The 17,878-nt window shown below is 42.7% G+C and carries 16 protein-coding genes; 9 read left to right on the top strand and 7 right to left on the bottom strand.

Annotated features, from left to right (window positions below; genetic code table 11):
* Positions 1 to 390 precede the first annotated feature (390 nt).
* Complete coding sequence (locus IM450_RS01685; protein ID WP_287664918.1) at positions 391 to 969, bottom strand: PEP-CTERM sorting domain-containing protein; 579 nt, start codon at positions 967 to 969, stop codon at positions 391 to 393.
* Between the two features lie 600 nt (positions 970 to 1,569).
* Here IM450_RS01685 and IM450_RS01680 point away from each other — a divergent pair.
* Both IM450_RS01680 and IM450_RS01675 read left to right on the top strand, forming a co-directional pair.
* Positions 1,570 to 2,010, top strand: a complete 441-nt coding sequence (locus tag IM450_RS01680) for a Fur family transcriptional regulator (RefSeq protein WP_061432819.1) — start codon at positions 1,570 to 1,572, stop codon at positions 2,008 to 2,010.
* Between the two features lie 58 nt (positions 2,011 to 2,068).
* Positions 2,069 to 3,715, top strand: coding sequence for a DUF3685 domain-containing protein (locus tag IM450_RS01675; protein ID WP_287664916.1), 1,647 nt, complete (start codon positions 2,069 to 2,071; stop codon positions 3,713 to 3,715).
* 60 nt (positions 3,716 to 3,775) lie between these two features.
* Here the strand turns inward: IM450_RS01675 and lysS are convergent, their stop codons facing one another.
* Positions 3,776 to 5,497 carry a lysine--tRNA ligase gene (gene lysS, locus IM450_RS01670; RefSeq protein WP_287664914.1) on the bottom strand — a complete coding sequence of 574 codons (1,722 nt, stop codon included), beginning with the start codon at positions 5,495 to 5,497 and terminating at the stop codon, positions 3,776 to 3,778.
* 113 nt (positions 5,498 to 5,610) lie between these two features.
* Positions 5,611 to 6,180, bottom strand: coding sequence for a TIGR04376 family protein (locus IM450_RS01665; protein WP_287664912.1), 570 nt, complete (start codon positions 6,178 to 6,180; stop codon positions 5,611 to 5,613).
* A 344-nt stretch (positions 6,181 to 6,524) separates the two neighbouring features.
* Between IM450_RS01665 and IM450_RS01660 the strand changes: the two genes are divergently transcribed.
* From IM450_RS01660 to IM450_RS01645, 4 genes are all read left to right on the top strand, one after another.
* Complete coding sequence (locus IM450_RS01660; RefSeq protein WP_004268502.1) at positions 6,525 to 7,439, top strand: alpha/beta fold hydrolase; 915 nt, start codon at positions 6,525 to 6,527, stop codon at positions 7,437 to 7,439.
* 34 nt (positions 7,440 to 7,473) lie between these two features.
* Positions 7,474 to 8,694 (top strand): (E)-4-hydroxy-3-methylbut-2-enyl-diphosphate synthase, encoded by a 1,221-nt coding sequence (gene ispG / locus IM450_RS01655; RefSeq protein ID WP_159251393.1) that lies wholly within the window; start codon positions 7,474 to 7,476, stop codon positions 8,692 to 8,694.
* Positions 8,695 to 9,007: 313 nt separating this feature from the next.
* Positions 9,008 to 10,054, top strand: a complete 1,047-nt coding sequence (gene hisC / locus IM450_RS01650; protein WP_287664910.1) for a histidinol-phosphate transaminase — start codon at positions 9,008 to 9,010, stop codon at positions 10,052 to 10,054.
* A 101-nt stretch (positions 10,055 to 10,155) separates the two neighbouring features.
* On the top strand, positions 10,156 to 10,428 hold the full coding sequence (locus IM450_RS01645; RefSeq protein ID WP_287664909.1) for a winged helix-turn-helix domain-containing protein: 273 nt from the start codon (positions 10,156 to 10,158) through the stop codon (positions 10,426 to 10,428).
* 216 nt (positions 10,429 to 10,644) lie between these two features.
* Here IM450_RS01645 and truB read toward each other — a convergent pair whose 3' ends face one another.
* From truB to IM450_RS01630, 3 genes are all read right to left on the bottom strand, one after another.
* The gene (gene truB / locus IM450_RS01640) at positions 10,645 to 11,526 is read right to left on the bottom strand and encodes a tRNA pseudouridine(55) synthase TruB (RefSeq protein WP_287664906.1); all 882 of its coding nucleotides are present in this window, start codon (positions 11,524 to 11,526) and stop codon (positions 10,645 to 10,647) included.
* A gap of 280 nt (positions 11,527 to 11,806) precedes the next feature.
* On the bottom strand, positions 11,807 to 12,841 hold the full coding sequence (gene tsaD, locus IM450_RS01635) for a tRNA (adenosine(37)-N6)-threonylcarbamoyltransferase complex transferase subunit TsaD (RefSeq protein ID WP_004268497.1): 1,035 nt from the start codon (positions 12,839 to 12,841) through the stop codon (positions 11,807 to 11,809).
* Positions 12,842 to 12,962: 121 nt separating this feature from the next.
* Positions 12,963 to 14,534, bottom strand: coding sequence for a hydantoinase B/oxoprolinase family protein (locus tag IM450_RS01630; RefSeq protein ID WP_287664901.1), 1,572 nt, complete (start codon positions 14,532 to 14,534; stop codon positions 12,963 to 12,965).
* A gap of 488 nt (positions 14,535 to 15,022) precedes the next feature.
* Between IM450_RS01630 and IM450_RS01625 the strand changes: the two genes are divergently transcribed.
* The gene (locus IM450_RS01625; protein ID WP_002734024.1) at positions 15,023 to 15,205 is read left to right on the top strand and encodes a hypothetical protein; all 183 of its coding nucleotides are present in this window, start codon (positions 15,023 to 15,025) and stop codon (positions 15,203 to 15,205) included.
* On the opposite strand, the gene IM450_RS01620 is transcribed toward IM450_RS01625, so the two are convergent.
* Complete coding sequence (locus tag IM450_RS01620; protein WP_287664898.1) at positions 15,206 to 15,661, bottom strand: response regulator; 456 nt, start codon at positions 15,659 to 15,661, stop codon at positions 15,206 to 15,208.
* A gap of 802 nt (positions 15,662 to 16,463) precedes the next feature.
* Here IM450_RS01620 and IM450_RS01615 point away from each other — a divergent pair.
* On the top strand, positions 16,464 to 17,045 hold the full coding sequence (locus IM450_RS01615) for a DUF1997 domain-containing protein (protein WP_004268487.1): 582 nt from the start codon (positions 16,464 to 16,466) through the stop codon (positions 17,043 to 17,045).
* Between the two features lie 8 nt (positions 17,046 to 17,053).
* Positions 17,054 to 17,404 (top strand): Rieske (2Fe-2S) protein, encoded by a 351-nt coding sequence (locus IM450_RS01610; RefSeq protein ID WP_287664895.1) that lies wholly within the window; start codon positions 17,054 to 17,056, stop codon positions 17,402 to 17,404.
* Positions 17,405 to 17,878 lie beyond the last annotated feature (474 nt).

Below are 17,878 nucleotides of genomic sequence, written 5' to 3'. Positions count from 1 at the left end.
TTTGGGGCGATTAGTCAAGTGTAACAAGCAAGTTACAACATTTTGATTTTCCCAGAATTTGCCAAAATTTGGCTGTAAATCGGGGTTGCCTACATTTATTAATATGGTATGATCGTGGTATGCTGTGGGCTTAGTTTAAGCATTAAACGTTAAATCAACGGAAACCCAAGGCAATCAGGGGACTATATCGATTCTCTTGCCCAAAAAAAGCCGCCAGTGATGAAATTTTTTTATGTTGCAATTTTTGAAGTTTTGTAAAGGCTATTGACTTAAAGCCAGAATTGTGTGACTCTCCCCGCTCCAAACTCCGGCGCTCATAGACAGTCAACAGCTAATCAAGTTGGGAACTAGGAGGAGAGGTCAACTCCTAGTCCCCTGTTTTTTAGGACATCAATTGCGATTAAGGTACTTCAGTCCAGCGCCTAAGCCTCCTAGTACCAGCAAACTCAGCACAGTTGACGGTTCGGGAACAGATGTCGGTGGCGGTGCCATCGGTCCGGGGGCAGAAAAGTTAGAAATCGTCACACTACCCCGTCCGAAGGTGTTGTCTCTAGTGAAAATACGGAAACCAAAGCTGTCGCCAGCTAGGACGTTAAACGTCGATGTCCCGTTTTGGACAACATCTCCCCCATCATTAGTTACTTGGGTGAAGCTGCCGTTGAGCAGATATCCGAAGGGATCGGAAAAAGGCCCATCACTATCATTAGTCGAATAGTTCCAATTAAACGTCACCGTCCCAGCCGCAGCCGCAGTGGTGGTGTAGTTTGTGGTTCCAGAACTGCCAGAATCATTGTTCCCCCCAGTCAGGCTAATGGACGCGGGAGCGCCGCCGGTATTGACGAACCCGTCGGCATTACTATTGGTAAATGTCCAGTTAATGGGAGCGTAGGGAGTTTGGAAACCGGACACTGTTGCGGCACTAGAGCTAGAAGCAGCGGCTAGGGTGAGGCTAACAGTAGTGACAGTCATTGCGGTCTATGACCGCAATGACTCGAATGATTTTGGCGATTTGGTGGCCATAGCCCTGGAAATAAATTAATGTACCCCTTAAAGTTAAGGTTGATCAAAATATTTTTCAAGAGGATTTTTTATGAAAATATTCAATCCTATCTATATAGATAAGTAAATGGTTGGTTCTCTTATTCTTTGTGTGATCAGTTCAATTTATAGCATTTCTGATTCACAAGAGGTACAGTCTCGATCCTGAACAGCTTAATCAGCAAAGGTTTAACTGTGCCGCACAGATGCGAGAAACGCTATATATAAGTACCTAAGCAAAATTAATTACACATATCTAACCACCTCTTGCCTCCTGCCTTTTGCCTTTTGCCTATCTTCACTAGGAAATTAATTTTGCACGACTACTTAGTAGCGATCGATCTTTGTGTCCTTTGTGCCTCTGTGGTTCTTTCCACTCATTCCCCCGCAAATCTACTCAAATCTGGCGCTGCTGATTTTTTATCTCAGTTTGAAGAGGGGCTGAAAACTGGGGCAATGTGGACATCGATCGAAAGACTAAGCTAAACTGGTAATGACTATGTATTAGGGCGGAGGTCAACGGACGCAACTATGGACAATTTGGAGGTAAAACAAAAACCGATCCGGTGTTTAGAAGATGCGATCGAAAGGTGTCAAACTTTAGGAATGCGGGTTAGTCGTCAGCGTCGCTATATTTTAGAATTGCTGTGGCAAGCGCAGGAACACCTATCAGCGAGAGAAATTTATGATCGTCTCAATCTGCAAGGAAAGAACATCGGTCATACCTCAGTGTACCAAAACCTAGAGGCTCTATCGGGTCAAGGCATTATCGAATCTGTGGAACGCTGGGACGGCAGACTTTACGGCAACATCAGCGATTCCCACAGTCACGTCAACTGTCTAGACAGTCAACAAATCATCGATGTGCATATCCAACTTCCCCCGGAATTAATTAAACAGGTCGAGGCATCGACGGGGGTAAAAATTACCGATTATCGCATCGATTTCTATGGCTATAAACAAAATAAATGAGCCAGATAACTGTATAATTGGCCCTGTGAATAGTATCCGTTGACAGGCTGCAACTCTTGTGATCGATCGCCCTCTCACCTTAATTATCATCGATAATGACCCGATTTTCCGCTTGGGTCTGGTGCAGGCCTTGTCGCGGATAGAAAATATTAGTATCGTCACCGAAGGGGATTTAGAAACAATTTTCGCTTTGACTCTGAATCCCTCCCCCGAAATTATTATTATCGATCCTCTTTTTGATTGGTCTTACTGTGAAATTCTCCACTCTCGCTATCCCGAAAGTAAAATTGTTCTATTAACCTTTCCTCTCGATTCCAGACAGCAACTAATCGCCAGAGAATTAGGCATCGCTGGTTATATTCCCAAAGGCACAAACCTAGAGCAATTTATCACTATTTTAGGGCAAATTTCCCGAGATGAATCCCCGGATGTTGCCCCTTCTGCTCTCACCATTGCTACTCGTCCAAGTTTAGCCCCTAGCCATTGGTTAATCGCTGCCGGAAGAACGGGATTAAATCGCATCGAAAGTGAATTACATTTAATTGATCTCCATCTCAATCAACAGTCTTTATCCGGCTTTGATCGCTTTTATTGGCAGGGGAGAAAACGAGAACTTTTAGCAGCCCTATGGCTAGTGAGAAAACTAATTCCCCTGGAAGGGAGCTATTACAATTCAGCTTCAGTCACACCCCCGGTAATAATTAACAATATCGATCGGGAATTACCAATTTTAAGCCGCGAGCGTCCCCTCTGTGTTTCGGCAGTTTTTGAGTCCACTTTAGCGGTCATTCGCTCCCCTTTAATTAATAGAACCAAGATCAGTTTTGAAATCGATGTTTTACAGGATAATCGGCAACGGGAATTATTGTATTTAGTTCTCGATGAAATTCGCAAAAATGTCGATGAAATGAGATATTTACAGATTAGCAGCGGGGAATTAACCAGTCGTTTAAATCTGATTATTTACGATATCTGGGAGAAAGTTACGCGTAAATTTTTAGAAATTAATGCCTCAATTTCTGACGAAATTAGTAAAGGCAGACTTAACGAAATTATTCTGGAAGAAAGAGAGGCAATTCAAACAGAAATCCTCAATAAAATTCCTTTTACTCTTGACTTATTTTCCTATTTATTGTACGAAAATAGTTTAAATATTGACGGGGTAGAATACCGGGCTAATGCTCCTGAAACTATCGCCAGAGCCGAAATTCTGCTGCAAAATCTCATTCATAATCTTGCCAATGCAGTGACAGTAATTATTCTCAATAACTTCTCGGAATCGGAAAGAATCAAACAAAAACTTTACCGTTCAGAATTTCTCATCGCCAGAAAATTAGCTAAAATCCGCAATGAATTATCTTGGAAATACCGACGGCAACAATATTGGCAAGAACCTAAAGATATCTTTGAAAGTCAATATCAATTATTTCACTATAGCGAGGGACAAATCAAATCTTTAGCCATTTATTCCCCCCGACAGGAAGAATTAAACAGTTTAACAGGCATACCCTGGTTAGTTTCGATCGCCTTAGAATTAAGAGACTCTTTATCTCCTCGTTTACGCGCTTTTTTTCGGGTGGTGGGTAAGGGAGTAGTCTATATCCTTATCCAAGTTATCGGTCGCGGTATTGGTTTAGTAGTTCGCGGGGTTTTACAGGGAGTCGGTAACACTTGGCAGGAAGTCAAAGGTAAAAAGGAATTATGAATTATGAATTATGAATTATGAATTATGACTGATAACTGATAACTGAAGTGACCCTAACTTTTACAATTCCTTATCAAAACTGTATTGATCGCGAATTTGTCCGACAAAAAACTGTCCTTTCGATGGTGCGGACTGAAAATCTTTATATACTGCCAAAGGTAGATCATGATAAAGATAGATACCACCGTGATTAAATTCCACTTTCAGAATTTTTTTTTCCTGATCGTAGTCAAAAGATTTAATCGCTGTACTTTGACTTTTTAATAAGGGGAAAGCAATCACATCGCGAATACTGGCAGAATCGGTTAATAACATGATCAGGCGATCGATGCCAATTCCTAAGCCTCCCGTGGGGGGCATTCCGTATTCTAAAGCGGTTAAAAAGTCCTCATCAACTCCCTGCGCTTCTAAGTCTCCGGCCGCTTTTTTGAGTGCCTGTGCTTCCAGTCTTTGCCGTTGATCGATGGGATCGGTTAACTCAGAAAAACTATTAGCTAATTCCCGTCCAACCACATATAATTCAAATCTTTCTACGAGGTCAGTTTTTGAGCGATGGGGTTTAGCTAAAGGGGAAATTTCCACGGGAAAATCTAGCACAAAAGTGGGCTGTATTAGGGTTTCTTCGACTTTTTGTTCAAAAGCTTCATTTAGGAGCTTACCGATGGTTTTACAGTCCTCTGGAACGCCAATGCCGGCATTTTCTGCGGCAATACGAGCCGACTCGAAATCCTCAAAACTATTCAAGTCAACCCCGGTTATTTCTTGGACTAATTCGTGCATAGTCACTCGTCGCCAAGGAGGAGTTAGGTCAATTTCCCTGTCTTGATAGGTAATTTTCAGCGTACCTAAAACATCTTGTGCGGCATTAACAATAATGTTTTCGGTTAAGTCCATCATGTCATAATAATCGGCATAGGCCTGATATATTTCGATGGAAGTAAACTCAGGGTTATGTTTAGTAGAAACCCCTTCATTGCGAAAAATTCTGCCTAACTCGAAGACTTTTTCAAAACCCCCGACTATCAATCTTTTTAGATGTAATTCGGTGGCAATGCGGAGATATAACTCCATCTCCAGCGTATTATGATAGGTGATAAACGGTCTAGCATCGGCTCCTCCCGCTTCACTTTGTAGCACGGGAGTTTCAATTTCAATAAAACCTTCTTGGTCTAAATATCTGCGAATGGCAGCGGTAATTTGGGCGCGACGGCGAAAAGTTTGTCGCACTTCGGGATTAACAATTAAATCCACATATCTTTGGCGATAACGCTTTTCTACATCGGTTAAACCGTGCCATTTATCCGGGAGAGGTAAGAGGGATTTGGTGAGAATTTCGTACTGGTTTACATAGATAGATAATTCTCCGCGTTCTGTGCGTTTAATCGTCCCTTTTGCCCCTAAAATATCGCCTGTATCGGTTAGTTTAATCACCGTGTTAAAGGCATTCGGCACGGCGGCCATGGTTTCACTAATGCGTTTTTTATCGAGGTATAATTGAATCGTTCCCGTTTCATCTTGCAGGTTAAAAAAGGCTAGTTTACCCATAATTCTTCGGGCAATAATCCGACCAGCAATGGCTACTTCAGCGCTAATTTCTTCTCCCGGTGCTAAGTCAGCGTACTGCTCTTGTAATTGTTGAGCGTGAGCGGTAGATTTCCACTGATAAGCGTAGGGATTTAAGCCAGCTTTTTGCAATCCTGCCACTTTTTCTAAACGAGCGGCCCGGATTTCTTCGAGGGTAGAGGAGGGTTGATTTTCAGGATTTTGTGCTTGAGATGCCATCGTTTTCTAAGAGGAACAATTCTGGGGAATTTTTAGGTGTTGGGGATTTCAGTTATCAGTGATCAGTGATCAGTTATCAGATGTGAGTTATCAGTTTACTGCTCACTGAAAAATTATCGTCCCATTTCTCGCTTTAATTTTTTCAATTCTTCTTCCATTTCCCATTCTTTAAATTTTAGATCGAGATTATCGTAGTTCGAGGGCTGATAGTCCGATTCTTGGGGTTGATCCCAAAAAGTGGTTTCCCAGTCACGCGACTGATTTTTAGGGGCTTTTTCGGCTTTAATTTGCACTTCTTGACGACGTTGTTGGATCTGTTGCAGTAACTCTTGGGATTGAGTCAGACGTTTTTTCACCCCTTCCATCCGTCCCCAAAGTTGATTACCCTGACGAAATAGGGCTGCCTCGCGTTCACTAGCAGCCTTAAGCAAGTCCTGCCGTCCAGCGGCCTTAGCCTTATCAATTCTAGCGTGCCAAGTTTGGATATCTTGGGCAGTGGCCAAAATTTGCTGTTCGAGACGTTGACGCTCATTTTCTAGGGCGGTAATCAGTTTAGCAGTATCGCGCTCCTGTTCGCGCAGTTGTTCTACCAGCGCCTGTAATTCTAATTGGGGATGACTTCTGAGAAATTCTTCCAGTTGGGTTTCAAGAAAGCGACTGACATCATCAAATAGATTGCCCATCTGTGCAGTATCCTAAATTTTCAATTAAAGTCTAGGAGCGATTTTAATCCCCCTCTTTTTAGCATAGGCTAGATCAACCCTAGATTTAAATATATTTGGGAAAAGTAGTACAAAAATGTTATTCGGCCGCAGGTTAGGCAGGGGGAAACCAGTATGATAAAACTAAGTAGCTGGTTATAATTAAATTAAAAATGGATTTTAGGTTCGATCCCCCCTGCCCCCCTTGATAAGGGGGGTGCCGATCCCCCCTTAGTCCCCCCTTAATAAGGGGGGCATCTGATAATTTTTAACTCCTACCTACTTAGAGTGATATTTCCTGAAACCCTCTTAATTGTTTGACTTAAGTGACAACTTCACCAGCTTGGACAGAACGCATCGGTTATCAACGGGATTGGGTGTGGCGCGGTTGGCAAATTCGTTATAGTTTTATGCCGGCAAAAAACCCCCAAGATGTCGATAATCCCCCTTTAATTTTACTGCATGGATTTGGAGCGGCGATCGAACATTGGCGCCATAATATTCCTATTCTCAGCCAAAATCATCGAGTTTACGCGGTAGATTTATTAGGTTTTGGTGGTTCGCGCAAAGTGCAGGTTCCCTATACCGTTAATCTCTGGGTGGAACAAATACACGATTTCTGGCAAACTTTTATCAATAGACCGGTGGTATTAGTGGGAAATTCGATCGGTTCTTTAGTTAGTATGGCCCTAGGGGGTAAATACCCGGAAATGGTAGCCGGATTAGTTATGCTCAGTTTACCCGATGTCAGCCGTCGGCGGGAAATGATCGCCGATTGGTTATTAAATATCGTCACTCCCATCGAAAACTTTTTCACTTCTCCTTGGCTATTAAAACCGATATTTTACTATCTGCGTCGTCCGCAAGTCTTGAAAAAATGGACAGGAATCGCCTACGAAGACAAGAAAGCAGTCAGCGAGGAATTAGTACAAATTATCGCCGCCCCAACCCTAGATGAGGGGGCAGCCGAGGCCTTTATTTCCCTAGCACAAGCTGTCAATCATCCCGAATATTGTCCACCAGCAAAGTTAATTTTACCACGCTTAGAAATCCCGATTTTATTATGTTGGGGCAAGCAAGATCGCATGGTTCCCGTCCAGTTAGCGCAGGGTTTTGTCTCCCTTAATCCTAGGATTAAATATGTAGAATTTGACCGGGCCGGTCATTGTTTACAGGATGAATGTCCTGACCGTTTTAACCCAATTTTATTAGAGTGGCTAGAATCTGTTCCTGTTCTTTGAGAGAATAGGGAGAGTGATTGTTGGTCATAGTCCTATGCAAACCTTGGAATCGACGCTCAACCCCCCTGCAACTGCCTCCGAATTTGACACCACGATTCACCGGCGCAAAACCCGTCCCGTCCGGGTAGGTAGCGTTACCATCGGTGGTGGTCATCCCGTGGTCGTGCAGTCGATGATTAACGAGGATACCCTTGATATAGATGGTTCCGTGGCCGGTATCCGTCGCCTCCATGAAATCGGCTGTGAAATTGTCCGCGTCACCGTGCCGAGTCTGTCCCACGCCACCGCTTTAGCTAAAATTAGGGAAAAACTGCTCGCCACCTATCAACCCGTGCCGTTAGTAGCCGATGTACATCACAACGGCATGAAAATCGCCCTAGAAGTGGCCAAGCACGTCGATAAAGTGCGAATTAACCCCGGTTTGTACGTTTTCGAGAAACCGAAAGCCGACCGCAGCGAGTACAGTCAAGCAGAATTTGATGAAATTGGCGAAAAAATTGCCGAAACCCTGAAACCTTTAGTGATTTCTCTGCGAGATCAAGATAAAGCGATGCGAATCGGCGTTAACCACGGTTCTCTGGCCGAAAGAATGCTCTTTACCTACGGCGACACCCCCGAAGGAATGGTACAGTCGGCTTTAGAATTTATCCGCATCTGCGAATCCCTCGATTTTCGCAATCTGGTGGTTTCCCTGAAAGCTTCCCGCGTGCCGGTGATGGTGGCCGCCTATCGTCTCATGGTTAAGCGCATGGACGAGTTAGGTATGGATTATCCCCTACATTTGGGGGTTACTGAGGCAGGAGATGGGGAATACGGACGAATTAAATCCACTGCCGGGATTGCCACTCTCTTAGCGGACGGTATTGGTGATACGATTCGCGTTTCTCTGACGGAAGCTCCCGAAAAGGAAATTCCCGTCTGTTACAGCATTCTCCAGGCCCTGGGACTGCGGAAAACTATGGTCGAATACGTTGCCTGTCCTTCCTGTGGTCGCACTCTTTTTAATTTAGAAGATGTCCTGCAGCAAGTGCGCGCAGCGACTCAACACCTCACCGGACTCGATATCGCCGTTATGGGTTGTATTGTCAATGGACCGGGAGAAATGGCCGACGCAGACTATGGTTATGTAGGGAAACAGGCCGGTTATATCTCCCTTTATCGCGGTCGCGAGGAAATTAAACGGGTCCCCGAGAGTGAAGGTGTCAGCGAGTTGATTAATTTAATTAAAGCCGATGGCCGTTGGGTAGAACCTTAATTAGGGTTTGCTGAAAAGTTTTTCGGTGGTGGCAGGGTGTGGGGTGTGGGGTGTGGGGTTTTACCCATTTTCAGGGAGTCAATTACCTAATTTTTAGGGAAAAAGTCCCTGAATTTTCCCCCCAATCACTCCAATCGCTGGCACTTTTTGATTTCAAAAAAGCCTAAAGATATTATCCAACAAGGTTTTTAGATTTATTCAGCCAACCCTAATTAGTTTTACCAGTAGGGGTTGACATCGATTCAACCCCCGATCATCGGCGAGGATTTGTTACAATAGAAAGCTTGCTAGAAATTGCCGCCCCAGAGAGTTCATGCTACCTACACGCGATTGTGTTCGTCAAACCCCCGCTTACACTCCGGGAGAACAGCCCCAAACTGCGGGATTTACCAAACTTAACACCAATGAGAATCCCTATCCCCCACCGGCGGAAATTTTTGCCCACCTGCCAGAGCAATTAGAGAAAGTCCGACTCTATCCCGATCCTATCTCCAAAGAGTTACGGCAAACGGCGGCGGAATTATACGGCATAGCAGCCGATCAGATAATCGCGGGTAATGGCTCCGATGATATACTTAATATCGCCCTGCGAACTTTTGTTAACCCTTGCGAAAGCGTCGCTTTTTTAGATTTAACCTATTCCCTTTACGAGACAATTGCCCGGGTACACGGGGCAAATATTATCGAATTTCCCACTAATGATAAATTTGCATTAGCAGGACCGATTATTTGTCCGGAAGCTAAATTAATTTTTCTGGCTTCTCCTAATCCTCCCCTCGGTAAACATCTTGAGCGCGACTATTTAGAAGCAACCTGTGCTAATGCGTCGGGATTGGTATTAATTGATGAAGCTTATGTGGATTTTAGTGATGACAATCATCTCGATTTTCTCTCCCGTTACGATAATGTCATCATTAGTCGCACTATGTCGAAAAGTTATAGTTTAGCGGGGTTAAGAGTCGGTTTCGGTTTTGCTTCCAGGGCAATTATCGAACAGATGGATAAGGTGCGTGATTCCTATAATTTAGATCGCATCGCTCAAACTTTAGCCACAGCAGCTTTAAAACAACATAATTATTTTGAGCAAGTTTGGCAAAAAGTCCGTCAAACCCGCGGCCGTTTAATTACTTCTCTGCGCGAGTTGGGATTCACTGTTTTTGACTCGGAAGCTAATTTTATCCTCGCTTCTCCCCCCCAGATTAGTGCCAGTGAGTTATATAATCAACTCAAAGAGCGTCAGATATTAGTGCGATATTTTAAACATCCTCGCATTCAGAATTATGTACGGATTTCTATCGGCACTGATGGGGAAATTGATCGCCTTTTATCTGCTATTCAAGAGATTATGGGAACAAATTAATCTCTATTTCCGTCAAGGTTTTATTAGCACTTTAAACCCTGATAACTTCTCAAAAAAAAGGCTAGATCGATCGGAACAAAGCAGCGACAAACAAGGGTCTAATGGCCTGTCGTTTCTCCCGATTACTAGCCTTGGCTATCAAGATTATTAGTCCGACAAAAGGATTAAATACTAGCGCACAAATTTTTGAACTTATGCAATTTTATCCCCAAGGAATCACAGTTCAAGAATTGAGTGAGCTCTTAAATCGTCCCGTTTCTATGCTCAATCTTTGTCTAAAATCTTTGGTCGCTTCTAAAAAAGTCGTGGCCAGAAAAAATCATAATCAGTGGGTTTATACTAGACCTATTGTAAAAATCAAAAACTGTTGTTAGGGTTAGGAGTCGGTCGTCAGGAGTCAGGAGATAGGAGAATTAAGAATCAATCATAATCAATTAAATGGTCTCTTTACAGATGTTAGGCAATTTAACCATTATTTTTGCCGTTTTTAAACCCTGAAAAATTAATTATGCAAGAGGCCTACTGTTAATAAAAAAGCGTTTGTCCAGATAAGCATACTTAAGATATAGGAAAAGTGTTGATTATTAACCCTATTGCTGAATAACTATTTTAGGCTGTAGGTAGTATTCATCTTCTCGGACAACTATCTCACCAATGCCGAGAAATTGAGCCTCTAAAGACTCCACGGCAACCAGAGAACCGATTATAACATTTGTATCGGTGAGATTAATTTTTCTGCCGTGAAACCAATCGATAACTCTCTCTGGTGTGAAAGAAATCCAGTCTAGATGTGCCAAGGCAATGCGAGGCGAAATTAAACCCTCAGAATTAGCCATTAAAGCTTCCAGATTAATACTATCGGCTAATTGAAAACCACAGCTTTCCGTGCGAGTTAAACTGGCTAAAGTGCCACCCACAGCTAACACCTTGCCCAAATCTCTGGCCAGGGAACGGATATAAGTCCCCGATCCACAGTGAATATCTAGCTCTATCTGCGGAAATTCCCCCTCTAACCAGCCTAAAACCGTAATTTGGTCAATTTTGACCTGACGAGGCTCCACTGCGATTATTTCCCCTTTGCGAGCCAATTCGTAGAGACGGCGACCATCCTTGTGAATAGCACTATACATCGGCGGAATCTGGGCAATATTGCCAATAAATTCCGCTAAATGAGGCTTAACTGCCTCTAAAGTTAAATCGGCACAGGGACAAGTAGCGATCGCTTTTCCCGTAATATCATCGGTATCGGTGCTGAGTCCTAACTGGATTTTTGCCCGATAAGCCTTATTTTCAGGTAAATAGGGCAGTAATCGGGTAGCAGCCCCGACGGCGATCGGTAAAACTCCCGTAGCCATAGGATCTAAAGTTCCCCCATGGCCGACTCGTTTTGTCTTAAGAATTTTTCGGACTTTGGCCACACAATCATGAGAAGTCCAATCGGGGGGTTTATTGAGATTTAAAAAGCCAAACATTATAAATTATGAATTATGAATTATGAATTATGAAGTGGGGTGGTGGGGTGATGGGGAGAATAGATAAAAGCAATCTCCTCAATTCTGAATACTGAATACTGACGGCTGATATCTAAAAATCTGACGTATTAAGTGGGGAGGCGCAATTATTTATAGGATGGGTTAGCGGTAGCGTAACATGATCGGGCGTTGGGCTTCATGCTGAAAATAGTTAAAACCCTACACCCTACACCCTACACCCCACACCCTGCCCCCACCGAAAACCTTTTTGCCGCAAACCCTACTTATATAATTGCATAACTTCGCTTAAAGGTAAACGGGAACGAACACCGATAGAAAGGTCAGAAAAATGACCAAGATCATAATGATCAACAGCAGCGCGAGCAATCATAGCGGCGTTATCGGTACAGAGTTTAAGCGGCGGAAAATAGACGGTTAAATGATGATTTTTGGCGGCAGTTTCCAGATGATTTCTTAAGGCACTATTAGCCGCCACTCCTCCCCCGATCGCGATAGTTTTTAAGCCATAATCTAAGGCACAATTGATTGTCCTACGGGTTAAACTTCTGGCTACCGTATCTTGAAAACTAGCGGCTATATCAGCTACAGGTAAATTATCTGGCTCGAATTTCTCTACTAAGCGCAAAACAGCAGTTTTTAAACCGCTAAAACTGGAATCGTAGGCATGAAAACCGCCGGTTGGTAAAGATATTTTACCTTCAGGCAAGGGAAAAGCTTGGGGATTACCATCTTTAGCCATGCGATCGATTATCGGACCACCAGGATAACTTAAGTTTAATAATCGTGCCACTTTATCAAAAGCTTCTCCGGCTGCATCATCTCTAGTGGTTCCTAATTGTTGATATTTACCGCAGGCCTGCACATGGATTAAACTGGTATGACCCCCGGAGACTAAAAGAGATAAAAAAGGAGGTTTAAGATTGGGTTCAGCGAGATAGGAAGCATAGATATGACCTTCGAGATGATGAATGCCGATAAAGGGTTTATCGTGGACAATAGCCAGGGTTTTGGCCGCCGTCATTCCCACCATTAAAGCACCTACTAAACCGGGGGCAACTGTGGCGGCTATTCCATCAATTTCTGACCAATTTAACCCCGTTTCTTGCCAAGCTTTTTCTAGACAAAAATTAATGGTTTCTAGGTGTTGTCGCGAGGCCATTTCCGGCACAACACCGCCATAGAGACGATGGAGATCAATTTGAGAAAAAACCACACTACTCAACACCTGGTTATTGTTAACAATAGCCACAGCAGTTTCATCGCAACTGGTTTCGATCGCTAAGATAATTGTCATGATTTAATCAGTAAATCGTCAGACACCCCCCTTATTAAGGGGGGATTAAGGGAGGATCCATCTTTAATTTAATTATAACCACTTACTTAATTTTGCTTAGGTACTTAATTAAAATTATCGTTCAACAATTTCCATAGCCACCACCGCCGGGGGTTTCAATAATAAAAATATCACCAAGGTTCATTTCTACAGTCGCAGTACCGGGCAATTCTTCAATAGTTCCATCGTTTCTTTCCACGGCATTACGTCCTATTTTACCAGCTTTTCCTCCCGCTAGTCCAAAGGGGGGAATCTGGCGATTACCCGATAAAATATTAGCAGTCATGGACTCTTGAAATTTAATTCTTCTAATCACACCATCACCTCCAGAATATTGTCCCCTGCCGCCACTATCGTGGCGAATGCTAAAACTTTCTACTAACACAGGATAGCGCATTTCTAATACTTCCGGATCGGTGAGACGGGAATTAGTCATTTGGGTTTGTACGGCAGCGGTTCCCGCAAAATTTGCCCCCGCACCAGAACCGCCGCAAATAGTCTCATAATATTGATATTCTTGATTGCCAAAAGTGAAATTATTCATCGTCCCTTGGCTGGCTGCTTGAATGCCTAAAGCGCCGTATAAAGCATTAACTATTGCCTGGGAAGTTTCTACATTTCCTGCTACTACGGCCGCTGGATAAACGGGATTAAGAAAACAGCCAGATGGGATAATTAAATGGAGGGGTTTGAAACAGCCAGCATTTAAAGGAATTGCCTCCTCCACAAGGGTACGAAAAACGTATAAAACCGCCGCTCTTGTCACTGCTAGGGGTGCATTAAAATTATTATTTAACTGGTCAGATGTGCCAGTAAAATCGATGGTTGCTTGACAATTTTCAATATCTATGGTAATTCTGACCTTGATGACAGCACCGTTATCTAGATAATAAGTAAATTCGCCATCTTTTAAGACAGATATAGCTTTTCTAACTGCTAATTCGGCATTATCTTGAACGAACTGTTGATAGGCTTTAACCATAGCTAATCCGTAGCGATTAACCATATTATGTAATTCTTTTTCCCCCTTGGCATTAGCGGCTATTTGTGCTTGAAAATCGGCAATATTTTGGGCGATATTGCGTGCAGGAAAAGGACTATTAGTTAAGTGATTAATTAATTCTTGTTCCCGAAACTGGCCCGCCGCTACCAGCAAAAAGTTATCGAATAAAATTCCTTCTTCGCTAATATGGACAGAGTGGGGAGGCATAGAACCGGGGGTAATGCCACCGATATCAGCTTGATGTCCCCGGGAGGCAAGATAAAATAATATTTCCTGATTTTGGCGGTCAAAAATAGGACTAATTACTGTGACATCCGGCAGGTGAGTACCGCCATTATAAGGATTATTAGCTAGATAAACATTCCCCGGACGAATCGTCTCACCTTTATCCTGAATTAAGCTTTTAACGCTATCGGCCATGGAGCCTAAATGGACGGGAATATGAGGAGCATTAGCGATTAAATTTCCCACCTCATCAAAAATAGCACAGGAGAAGTCTAGGCGCTCTTTAATATTGACACTTGCTGCCGTATTTTGGAGAGTAATCCCCATTTCTTCGGCAATAAATTGATAGAGATTTTTAAAGATTTCTAAATAAATAGGATCGGCAACGGTAGTTATTTCTGAGCGGTGAGAATTGAGAGGGGACATAGGAAAGTCAGTTATCAGTTATCAGTTATCAGTTAGCTGTCTCTTGTCTTTTTTGGCTCTACCGAACCTGTCATGTAAAACTATCAACAATTCGTGCTTGTAAAGCTTGTATACTAAGGCTTTGAGTTTTTGTTAAATTGATATTTATCAACTTTAGAGCATTGCTGGGCAGAGAGGGAGCTTGAGGAATTTTCTACAGTGTAAGTTCGGAAGAACCTCTTTTTTATCCTCCTCTGTCGGAGTGGCTCTCTTATTCTTTGTGTGATCAGTTTAACTTGCATAGGAGCGATCTTTGTGTCCTTTGTGTCTCTGTGGTTCATTCCACTTGCTCGCCAGACTATATCTTAGAACACATTTTACCCACCAAACCCAAGAGAGCCTGGGAACCTCCTGTCTCCTCACCCAAGAGAAGATTTTTGATTTTTGCAGGAGAGCCACTGATAGGGGCTGACTGAGATATAATCGCAGTCAGTACCAGAGGGTGAATTATGGATAAAACCAGCTTGATCGATAAAGTGAAACAAATGGCTAATAAACGCGATTATTTACTGCAATTGCGCGATAAACCCGACATTGGGGGACTGAGATTAGATGTTAATCAAGCTCTTGAGGAGTTGGATGAATTACTCGATGAGTTTCAAGCAACTTTTCCTGAAGAAAAACTTAGTTAACTATCCGACTCGATGGAATTGAGATTTGTCCGATTGTGCTAATTTTCCCAAGTCATCGATCGCTTTGATCATATCTTGGGAAGATATATCTTTAGAGCAGTATAGATCAAAGGCTGTAGTTTGATTATTTTTTTCCATTGGAAGATTTGCCAAGGAACTATAGGCGATAATGCGGACATGGGGGTCGAATTGTTTGATATGAATAGCGGCGCTGTGTCCATCTAAGACAGGCATCCGTACATCTAAAATAATTACATCCGGTTGACAACTTTTCGCCAAGTCGATCGCCTGTTGACCATTAACCGCAATTCCCACCACCTGACAATGCGGCTGCTGGGAAATTAAAGTCTTGAGTCCTAAACAAGTTAGATCGTGATCGTCGGCAATCAAGACTTTAATTAGGTCTATCGGCTTCATGATTATTTTCCTTTCCCTAGAGGTCTCACTTGTTATCATTGTAGAGCCTGTTGATCTTTTGGACTTAACTTCACGACACTTCCCATCACCCCATCACCCATCTCCCCAATTCATAATTTATAATTCCCCCACTCTCTTCTCTCTTTGCTCTTCTCCCTTCTCCCCAACTCCCACTCTGCAATAACTACTGGCAGCCAGAAATACGTTCGTTTATATCACACTTTGTGCTTTTTGTCAAAAAAACTTTTTCTTTGCAATAAAACTACACAAAAAAAAGATCGTCGTTGTCGGTGAAATTGACTAATTTACCCGTTTTAATTAGGATCACCTTGTAGGTGTGGCAAGGGTTTCAACCATTGCTGCCCAAAAAAGCACAAAGTAACCCACCATGAAATTATATCAAATCGCTGTAACCATTACAACATCGTTGTTAAATAAAAATCTTTCTCAATTAATTCTTAAGAATTTGTAAATATTGCGGAATGTTAATTTAAATATTCTCAAGCTGTTGGAGTCAATAGATAATTTTTGCTTATCTTTGTCGGAAAATAGAACTCCTGTAAAAATCCAACATCTACCATTGGGCTAGAATTCTCCGAGTCAGGAGATTATTTTTATTTATTCTTCCCACTTCATAATTCATAATTCATAATTCCCCTTCTCCCCCACTGTTTACTTAAAACCCCCCACTGATCACTGATCACTGAAAAAAGCCTAACTTTGGGCAAAAATCTGGTTTGTGTCCCCTCTTAGCGGTAAAATTTCTACATCTGGACCGTCGAAAAGTATAAGTTTTGTAAAGTAAAATTAAGAAGGGAGACAAATTTAAGATAACCAACTTATGGAAGTAACTTTTACCGCTGCCGAATCCCTAGAAATTGTTGTTGCTGAACAAACCATCCCGATTCAGCATTATCTGCGCCAACCGCAAAGATTAGTACAGGCTATCGTTGAGACTAGCTTAACAGAACACTTGTCTGAGAATAGGTTTCGCCTAAAAATGCGTCCCCTAAACTTCTTGAATATGTACTATTTTCAGCCCACGGTTATTCTTAATGTCTGGGCCACCTCTGAGGGGACGATATTTTTGCAATCAGAAGACTGTCAGATCAAAGGTATTGATTATATCAACGATCGCTTTAGCCTCAATGTTAAAGGCAAACTCGCTCCTGTGGAAAAAAATAATCAAACCTATCTAGCGGGGAAAGCCAATCTTGAGGTGAAAGTCGCCCTACCACCGCCATTATGGTTAACCCCGCGTCCGTTGTTAGAAATCACTGGCAATAGTCTCTTAAAAGGGGTTTTATTGCGGATTAAACAGCGTTTAATGAGTCAATTGTTGCAAGATTACCAACAATGGGCTAAACAGGACATTATTGCCCAAAATTACCCCGAAACCATTCTCGATCTCTCCCTTAGTTAAATAAAAATATGAGTTGGACAAAAGTATTATCTGTAGATTCCCTTGCCCCCGGCGCCCGTCAAGTGGTAAAAGTGGGGGAAAATTCCATTCTGTTGATTAACAATAACGGTCAATTCCACGCCGTCGGTAATCGTTGTCCTCATTTAAAATTATCGATGACGAAGGGCCAAATTAGCGAGGACGGCGCGATCGTTTGTCCCTGGCATCGTAGTTCTTTTGATCTCTGTACTGGTGCTGTCAAAGACTGGATTACCTGGCCCCCAGTGGTTAACAAAGCGATGGCGGCAGTTTCTCAACCCCAAGCTTTACCCGTTTATCCCCTTCGCATCGAAGACGGCAGCATCTGGATAGACGCATAACCGCTCACCGAGGGGGGGTTTTGGGCAACCTAAAGAGCAGTTGCTTTAACCGACAATGGGTTAATCTTTGAGAATGCCAAACCCTACCGCGCTCCCTTCCATAAAAACCCAGTTATGGACTGTTCCCCCCCTCCGCTCTCATAGTAGGTTGATTCAAGGTAGGGTTGATTCATGAATCAACCCTACCCCGCTCCGGTGATCCCCACTCTCCTCTATATTTTTTAAACAGGATTTTAGTATAAAATCCCGTCATGTCAGCCTAGGAGCGGAAGGCTTTGCAGTAGAAATAAGAAGCCAGAGCTTATTTAATACAAGTGTTTGCCTATTTTAGCCAACCCTAATTAGGGTTGGCTGAATAAATCTAAAAACCTTGTTGGATAATATTTTTAGACTTTTTTGAAATCAAAAACTACCAGCGATTGGAGTGATTGGGGGGAAAATTCAGGGACTTTTTCCCTGAAAATTAGGTAATTG

It is taken from the genome of Microcystis sp. M083S1 (assembly GCF_020246405.1).
GTDB classification, from domain to species: domain Bacteria; phylum Cyanobacteriota; class Cyanobacteriia; order Cyanobacteriales; family Microcystaceae; genus Microcystis; species Microcystis aeruginosa_C.
The sequence above is the reverse complement of the archived record's forward strand: the minus strand, read 5'-3'. Positions and strand labels throughout refer to the sequence as shown.